This is a genomic window from Dyella sp., from assembly GCF_051962475.1.
Taxonomy (GTDB): Bacteria; Pseudomonadota; Gammaproteobacteria; order Xanthomonadales; family Rhodanobacteraceae; genus Dyella_A.
Genome location: NZ_JBQCCF010000054.1, coordinates 37,638 through 45,473, shown reverse-complemented (window position 1 = coordinate 45,473; position 7,836 = coordinate 37,638). Strand labels below are relative to the sequence as shown.

Genomic DNA, 7,836 nt, shown 5'->3' with positions numbered 1-7,836 from the left:
TAATGTTGTCGCAGCCAGCGCGGGGTATTTGTTTTTTTTTTTCCCCCAACCCACCCCCTTGGCCCCCCCCCGCCCGCGGGCTCCTACATTGTCAGTAGAGAACGCGGGTGCGCAGCGTGCCGGGGATAGCGGCCAGCCGGTCCTTGAGCGCATTGGCCTGAGCCACGTCGGCGGACACGTCGATCACCACGTAGCCCACCTGCGGATCGGTCTGCAGGAACTGTGCGTCGATGTTGATGTTGCCGGCGGAGAACAGTTCGTTGATGCGTGACAGCACGCCCGGCACGTTCTGGTGGATGTGCAGCAGGCGGCGGCTGTTCGGGTGCTCGGGCAGCGACACCTCGGGGAAGTTCACCGCCGACAGGGTCGAGCCGTTGTCGCTGTAGCGCACCAGTTTGGCCGCCACCTCGATGCCGATGTTGTCCTGCGCCTCCAGCGTGGAGCCGCCGATGTGCGGGGTGAGGATCACGTTGTCCATGCCGACCAGCGGTGAGACGAACGGATCGTCGTTGCCCTTGGGCTCGGCCGGGAACACGTCGATCGCCGCGCCAGCGAGATGTTCGCGCTGCAGTGCGCTGGCCAGTGCATCGATGTCGACCACGGTGCCGCGCGAGGCGTTGATCAGCAGCGCGCCTGTGCGCATTCTGGCGATCTGCGCGGCGCCGATCATGTTCTGCGTGGCGGGTGTCTCGGGCACGTGCAGGGTAACCACGTCGGAACGCTCCAGCAGATCGTCCAGGCTCGCCGCAGCGCGGGCGTTGCCCAGCGAGAGCTTGGTCTCGATGTCGTGGAAGATCACCTGCATGCCCAGCCCCTCGGCGAGCACGCCGACCTGGGTGCCGATATGGCCGTAGCCGATCACGCCCAGCGTCTTGCCGCGCGCCTCGTAGCTGCCGGCGGCAGATTTGGTCCAGCCACCGCGGTGGCACAGCGCGTTCTTCTGCGGAATTCCGCGCAGCAGCATGATCGCCTCGGCCAGCACCAGCTCGGCGACGCTGCGGGTATTGGAGTAGGGCGCGTTGAACACCGGCACGCCGAGCTTCTTCGCGGTCACCAGGTCGACCTGGTTGGTGCCGATGCAGAAGCAGCCCACCGCGATCAGCCGCTTGGCCTCGGCCAGCACCTCGGCGGTGAGGTGGCTGCGCGAGCGGATGCCGACGATGTGCGCCTCGGCCACGCGGGCCTTGAGCTCGGCCTCGGGCAACGACTTCTGGTGGTACTCGATCTGGCTGTAGCCGGCCTGGCGGAACGTCTCCACGGCGCTCTGACTGACGCCTTCGAGCAGCAGCACCTTGATGTCTTGCTTGGGGTAGGAGGTCTTCATGGCGATCCAACGGCGCGGGACAGGCGATCACTATGCCAGAGCCGCGGGCGGAATGCGGCAGTGCACCACTGGACCGGTTTCCGGCGCGATGTCACCCTAGGCCTCCGCGCCAGGACCCCTCCATGACCCAAGCCCGACTTGCCTCCCTCGCCGCTGCGCTGCCGGATCTGCGCCTGCTGACCGACCCGTCCGACCTGGAGCATTACGGCCGCGACTGGACCCGTCGCTGGGCGCCCGCACCGCTGGCCATCGCCCTGCCGACCAGCGTCGCCGAAGTGCAGGCCGTGGTGCGCTGGGCGAACGAACACGGTGTGGCGATCGTGCCGTCCGGCGGACGCACCGGTCTTTCCGGTGGCGCCGTGGCGGCGTACGGCGAGCTGGTGCTGAGCCTTGAGCGCATGAATCAGGTGCTGGCCTTCGACGCGGTCGATCGCACGCTCACCGTGCAGGCCGGCATGCCGCTGCAGGCGGTGCAGGATGCCGCCAAAGCACAGGGCCTGATCTACCCGGTCGATTTCGCCGCGCGTGGCTCGTGTTCGATCGGCGGCAATATCGCCACCAACGCGGGCGGCATCCGCGTGATCCGCTACGGCAACACGCGCGAATGGATCGCCGGGCTCACCGTGGTCACCGGCACCGGCGAGGTGCTGGAGCTCAATCGCGGCTTGATGAAGAACTCCAGCGGCTACGACCTGCGCCAGTTGATGATCGCCTCCGAAGGCACCTTGGGCATCGTGGTCGAGGCGACGCTGAAACTGACCGACCCGCCGCCGCCCTCGCAGGTGATGCTGCTGGCGCTGCCAGACATGGATGCGCTGATGCAGGTGTTCGCGCTGTTCCGATCGCGGCTGGCGCTGCAGGCGTTCGAGTTCTTCACCGACGTGGCGCTGCGCCACGTGCTGGCACACGGCGCCCAGCGCGCGATCGAGGGCGATCACCCGTACTACGTGATCACCGAGTTCGACGCGGCGGACGAACGGGCGCAGGAAGCGGCGCTGACCGCTTTCGAGGAAGGCGTGGAGCAGGGCTGGATCAGCGATGGCGTGATCGCCCAGAGCGACGCCCAGGCCGCCGCCTTGTGGCGCCTGCGCGAGGGCATCACCGAGAGCGTGGCGCCGCGCCGGCCCTACAAGAACGACGTCTCCGTGCGGATCAGCGCGGTGCCCGATTTTCTGCACGCCATGCAGGCGCTGCTCACCCGCGAGTACCCGCAGTTCGAGGTGGTGTGGTTTGGCCATATCGGCGACGGCAACCTGCACATCAACGTGCTGACCCCGCCGGGCACGGACGATGCGGCGTTCATCGCCCAGTGCGAGCACGTGACCAAGCACCTCGCCGCCACGCTGCAGCAGTTCGGCGGCAGCATCTCGGCCGAGCACGGCATCGGCCTGGTCAAGCGGGCCTACCTGGAGAGCACCCGCGGTGCCGCTGAGATCGCCCTGATGCGCGGCGTGCGGCAGGTGTTCGACCCGCATGGCATTCTCAATCCCGGCAAGCTTTTTGCCCCGCCGTCGCCCGATGGCGCCCACTGACCCGCGACAATCCCCCACATGAAAACCCTACATCCGGCCAGCAACGATCCCGCCACCGGCACGCACGTGCATCCCCACCCACACCTTCCGGGCGAAGCTCACGAGGCCGAGCAGCAGGCCGAGTCCGACGAGGTACTGCACGCCCAGGCGTTGCGCGACTCGGCCCTGCGCGCGCCCAAGTGAGCGCGCTGGACGCGTGCTAGCCTAATCGGCCACCGCAGCTTCCCAGGAGCAAGCATGTCGTCGGAGCGCCGTACGCTGTATCCAGAAATCGAGCCGTTCGATAGCGGCTTTCTCAAGGTCTCGGAGCTGCACACGCTCTACTACGAGCAGAGCGGCAACCCGAACGGCAAACCGGTAGTGTTCCTGCATGGCGGTCCCGGTGGCGGCGTCAACGCGAAGTGCCGGCGCTTCTTCGATCCGGCGGTGTACCGCATCGTGCTGTTCGATCAGCGTGGCTGCGGCAAGTCCACGCCGCACGCCGAGCTCACCGACAACACCACCTGGGATCTGGTGGCCGACATCGAGCGGCTGCGCGGGCATCTGGCGATCGACCGCTGGCAGGTGTTCGGCGGCTCGTGGGGCTCGACGCTCGCGCTGGCCTACGCCGAAACGTACCCGGATCGGATCACCGAACTGGTGCTCCGCGGCATCTTCATGCTGCGGCGCTGGGAGCTGGAATGGTTCTACCAGAAGGGCGCCGATGCGCTCTATCCGGACGCCTGGGAGACCTACCTGGCGGCGATCCCGGAGGCCGAGCGCGGTGATCTGATGAGCGCCTACCACCGCCGCCTCACCAGCGAGGATGCCGCCACGCGCATCGCCGCGGCGCGCGCGTGGTCGGTATGGGAGGGCGCTACCAGCTTCCTGTGGCAGGACCAGAGCCACATCGAATCCAGCGGTGAGGACGAGTTCGCACTGGCGTTTGCGCGCATCGAGTGCCACTACTTCGTCAACGGCGGCTTCTTCGAGCACGATGACCAGCTGCTGCGCCACGTCGAGCGCATCCGCAACATTCCTGCGGTGATCGTGCAGGGCCGCTACGACGTGGTCTGTCCCTTGCGCAGCGCGTGGGATCTGCATCGCGCCTGGCCGGAGGCCGATCTGCGCATCGTGCAGGATGCCGGCCACTCGGCGTTCGAGCCAGGCATCCTGCACGAGTTGGTGCAGGCCACCGACCGCTTCGCGCGCCTCGGCGTTGCCCGCAGCGCCTGAGCCGGGCGCCAATGCGGCACCCATGAAAAAGGCCACGCCCGGTGACGGGCGTGGCCTTCGCTTTTTACGACTTGCGACGAACTCAGTGCACGCGGTGGCCGTGGCCGATCACGATCGACGGATCGAGCAGGTCCACGACGAAGCCGTCATGGTCGGAGGCGCCGATCGCCTTGGTCGCATCGGTGGCCGAGGCGGCATCGTCCAGCGTCTGTGCCGGTGCGTCCAGGTTGCCGCGGCCGTATTGCATGCGCATGAAGCGCAGGCGCGCCGGCCAGTTCAGCAGGGCGTGGTCGAGTACCTGGAAGGTCGGCACCGAGCGGCCGGAGTTGCCCGAGCCGGCCTTGGTGTAACCCTGGATCTCGCCGAAGTTCTGCGTGAACTGGAACGAGTAGCGGTCGTTGTAAGGCACCGAATCGACGGCGTTCCACAGCGCAGGATGCACGATGTTCGGGCCACCGAGCTTGAGCAGGTTTTTGCTGTCCTTGTAGCGTCCCGAGATCAACCCGACCATGTCGACGAAGCCGTCGCTGAACTGGTACGCGTTGAAGTCGCCCACCACCATCAGCGGGGTCAGCGGTGAGGTCTGCTGCAGCGCCTGCACCTGGCGGGCGATCGACTTGGCCTGCTCGAAGCGCTTGGCGCGATCGCGATCGGCGGAGCTGCCGGTCTTGTCCACGTTCTGGCGCGCCTTGGTGTGCACCGCGATCACCTGGAACCGCATCAGGCCGGCTTGGGCGGTCAGCAGCAGCGGCGGGTGGTCATGGATGTATGCGGTCTGGCCGTTGTCGTCCCAGGTTTCGTCGGCTGCCAGCTGGCGTACCGAGAGCACCTTGACCCGATCGGCGCGCACCAGGAAACCGACGTCGATGCCAGAGGGGTCGTGGCCCTCCATCAGGTAGGCGTCGTAGCTGGCGTGGTAGTCGTCGCCGAGTTGCTTGGCCAGGCCCTGCAGCAGGGCAAGGTTCTTCACCTCTTCCACCGAGACCACGTCGGGCAGGCGCAGCACCGAGCCGATATAGGCGGCCAGGCGCTCGGTCTTGAGCTGGACCTGCTCGGCTGTCGGCTCGTTGCTGTCGCCGCTGCAGGTGTAGGTGGTGTCGAACGTGTTGTCGCAGAAGCGCTCGGTATTGAGCGCACCCACGCGCAGGGCCACCGGCGGCGCCTTGTCCACCGCGCGCGGCAGTTCCACCGCATGCTTCAGCTTGAACTTCGTCGGGATCAGCGTGTACGCGCCGAAGTCGTAGGAGATCACGCCCTCGGCCTCAAACGTGGAGCCGGCGTTGAACGGCGTGTTCAGCGGCACCGCGCCGAAGTCGGCGGTGTTCATCTTGAACACTTCCGGGTTGCCGTCCCAGTTGGGCAGGCTGACGCCGTCGGGCACCGGCACGCCATAGACCACGCCCGGCTCACGCAGCGAGCGCAGGCCGTTGGCAGTGATGCTCACCTCGGCGAACGGCTCGCCGCTGAAGCGCTTGTTGCCGGTGTTGATCATGCCGTGGCGCAGTTTCACCCGCATGCTGATGAAGCACTGGAAGTTGGTGGCGCCGCAGGACAGGTGCTGGGGGTCCGACGACGGCGTGTTCGCATCGAACACCACCGCCTTGGGCAGCGCCGCACCGTGCGAAACGACGTTCACCACAGGGTTCTTCAGCTCGGTGAGGTGGTAGTAGTTGTCCACCACCGCATCCACGTCCACCACGTCGCCGATGGCGACGGTGGGCGCGCTGCCGGTGAACACGTACACGCCGTTGGAGGTCAACGGATCGGCGTCGGCGCGACCGTCGGGGGTCTGCATCGTGAAGCCGGCCGGTCCCACCGCGGTGACGATGTTGCCGTGGGTGAGCACGGTCTTTCCCAGCAGCGGCGAGGTCTGCTCGCGGCCCTGGATCTGCCAGATCTCCGCATCGACCGGGATGTCGTACAGGATCGCGCCGATCGCACTGTCGCGCGCCAGCGTGTAGCCGGCCGAGGGGTTGCTCAGGGTCACGTGGAAGGCGCGGTCGCTCTTGCCGACGGTGCTGCCATGCACGGTGACGTTGAAGCTGGTGCTGCTTTCGCCCGGGGCGATGGTGAGGTCGGTGTCGAGCGCGTCGTAGTCGCCGGCGCTGGCCGAGGCAGTGTCGTCGGCGGTGGCCACGTGCACCGTGATGCCGCTGCCGGCCGGCGCCGGCTTGGACAGCGTGATGGTGAACGGCATGGCCACGTCGCTGGCGCCGCGCACGGTGGCGCTGGCGTCGGCGATCGACACGCTGGCCCCCATCGTTACGCACGGGCTGGCGCTGTTGCTCGGCGCGCTGGGGCTCAGCAGCACGAAGTCGGCGCCGTTGTCGTCGCTGTCCTTGGGCAGACCGGCGGCGTTCGTGCCGCGCACGTAGGACTGGTCGGCGTTGCTGCTGCCCAGCGAGGCCAGCGGCGTGCCTTCCTGGTAGGCCGAGCCGGAGCTCAGGCCCACCTGGTCGACGATGGTGCCCGCGCTATCGAGGATCGCCAAGCCGCCGGTGTCGGTGACGCCGGTGCTGTAGGTGAGGTCGCCCGCCACGCTGCCTGAGTAGCCGCCGCTGGACTTGTTGGTCAGCAGCAGGTGGCAGCCCGGAGCGATGCTGGTGCCGGCCGGCAGCGTCAGTCGCGTACCGACCGTGCCGCTCGCGTTGGAGCCGTTGAGCTGGTAGCCGGACACATCCAGCGTGGTGGAGCCGGCGTTGATCAGCTCGACGAATTCGTCGTTACCGCCGGCCGGTCCGCGCACGCGGAACTGGTTGATCTCAAGGTCGCTGGCGTAGGCCGAAAACGACAACGCCACGCCGGTCAGCGTCGCCAGTACGGCGCGCCGCATGTTGATTCCCTGCATGAAAAGTCACTCCCCTCTGGCGGGATCCTTGCTGGATCCGTGGAACGCCGCACGCTAGCAAGCTTTTGCGACAGTTCTGCGAACGCTCCCCCCGGAGCTGCGCTGTCGGCGATGTCGACCCGTGTCGACATCGCATTACTTTGCGTGATGTCGGAGTGGGATGAAACCCCCGTGCGCTCAGCCTGCGTCCGGCAGCTGCTTGGTGCCGAAGATCTTGTCGCCCGCATCGCCCAGGCCGGGCAGGATGTAACCGTGCTCGTTGAGGCGCTGGTCGATGGCGGCGGTGTAGATCTCGATGTCCGGGTGCGCCGTCTCGATGCGCTTGAGCCCCTCCGGCGCGGCGACCAGGAACAGGCCCTTGATGCGCTTGCAGCCGGCGGCCTTGAGCATGTCTACCGTGGCGACCAGGGTGCCGGCAGTGGCCAGCATCGGATCGACGATCAGCGCGATGCGCTCGTCCATGCGGCCGGTGAGCTTCTCGTAGTAGGTCACCGGCTTGAGCGTTTCTTCATCGCGCTGCAGGCCGACCACGCTCACCTTGGCGGCGGGAATCAGGTCGAGCACGCCGGGCAGCATGCCCAGCCCGGCGCGCAGTATCGGCACGATGGTGATCTTCTTGCCCTTGATCTGCTGCACGGTGAGCGGCCCGGCCCAGCCCTCGATCGCCTGCTCGACCGTCTCCAGATCCTTGGTGGCCTCGTAGGTCAGCAGTGCCGCTACTTCGGAGGCCAGTTCACGGAATTCCTTGGTGCTGATACCGGCGCGGCGCATCAGGCCGAGCTTGTGCTGGATGAGCGGGTGACGGACTTCGACGATGGGCATGCTTGGGTGGCCTGGTTAGAAGCGACATCGCAGCGTCGCGGGGACCACCAAGCTTATCGGCAGGACACCGGCGCGCGCATCCGCGTCGCGCCGGT

Annotated in this window: 6 protein-coding genes; 3 read left to right on the top strand and 3 right to left on the bottom strand. The window is 67.2% G+C overall.

All coding sequences use genetic code 11. The annotated features are described in order from the left end of the window. Window positions 1–91: 91 nt before the first annotated feature. On the bottom strand, window positions 92–1,324 hold the full coding sequence (serA, locus tag ACTHJF_RS12255; RefSeq protein WP_440267351.1) for a phosphoglycerate dehydrogenase: 1,233 nt from the start codon (window positions 1,322–1,324) through the stop codon (window positions 92–94). 122 nt (window positions 1,325–1,446) lie between these two features. Here serA and ACTHJF_RS12250 point away from each other — a divergent pair, with 122 nt between their 5' ends. The 3 genes from ACTHJF_RS12250 to pip are packed head-to-tail and all read left to right on the top strand — an operon-like array spanning window position 1,447 to window position 4,071. After that, window positions 1,447–2,856 (top strand): FAD-binding oxidoreductase, encoded by a 1,410-nt coding sequence (locus ACTHJF_RS12250; protein WP_440267350.1) that lies wholly within the window; start codon window positions 1,447–1,449, stop codon window positions 2,854–2,856. Window positions 2,857–2,874: 18 nt separating this feature from the next. Further along, a complete protein-coding gene (locus ACTHJF_RS12245) occupies window positions 2,875–3,039 on the top strand; it encodes a hypothetical protein (protein ID WP_440267349.1) in 165 nt (54 codons plus the stop codon). A gap of 54 nt (window positions 3,040–3,093) precedes the next feature. Next, the gene (gene pip, locus ACTHJF_RS12240; protein ID WP_440267348.1) at window positions 3,094–4,071 is read left to right on the top strand and encodes a prolyl aminopeptidase; all 978 of its coding nucleotides are present in this window, start codon (window positions 3,094–3,096) and stop codon (window positions 4,069–4,071) included. Window positions 4,072–4,153: 82 nt separating this feature from the next. On the opposite strand, the gene ACTHJF_RS12235 is transcribed toward pip, so the two are convergent. Together ACTHJF_RS12235 and upp are read right to left on the bottom strand one after the other, a co-directional pair. Beyond that, window positions 4,154–6,919 carry a lamin tail domain-containing protein gene (locus tag ACTHJF_RS12235; RefSeq protein ID WP_440267347.1) on the bottom strand — a complete coding sequence of 922 codons (2,766 nt, stop codon included), beginning with the start codon at window positions 6,917–6,919 and terminating at the stop codon, window positions 4,154–4,156. 177 nt (window positions 6,920–7,096) lie between these two features. Further along, entirely contained in the window at window positions 7,097–7,741 is a 645-nt protein-coding gene (gene upp, locus ACTHJF_RS12230) for a uracil phosphoribosyltransferase (RefSeq protein WP_440267346.1), read from the bottom strand. Window positions 7,742–7,836 lie beyond the last annotated feature (95 nt).

Coding starts and splice junctions, on each gene's coding strand:
- ACTHJF_RS12250 (WP_440267350.1), top strand. CDS start 1,447: ATGACCCAAGCCCGACTTGCCTCCCTCGCCGCTGCGCTGCCGGATCTG.
- upp (WP_440267346.1), bottom strand. CDS start 7,741: ATGCCCATCGTCGAAGTCCGTCACCCGCTCATCCAGCACAAGCTCGGC.
- serA (WP_440267351.1), bottom strand. CDS start 1,324: ATGAAGACCTCCTACCCCAAGCAAGACATCAAGGTGCTGCTGCTCGAA.
- ACTHJF_RS12235 (WP_440267347.1), bottom strand. CDS start 6,919: ATGCAGGGAATCAACATGCGGCGCGCCGTACTGGCGACGCTGACCGGC.
- ACTHJF_RS12245 (WP_440267349.1), top strand. CDS start 2,875: ATGAAAACCCTACATCCGGCCAGCAACGATCCCGCCACCGGCACGCAC.
- pip (WP_440267348.1), top strand. CDS start 3,094: ATGTCGTCGGAGCGCCGTACGCTGTATCCAGAAATCGAGCCGTTCGAT.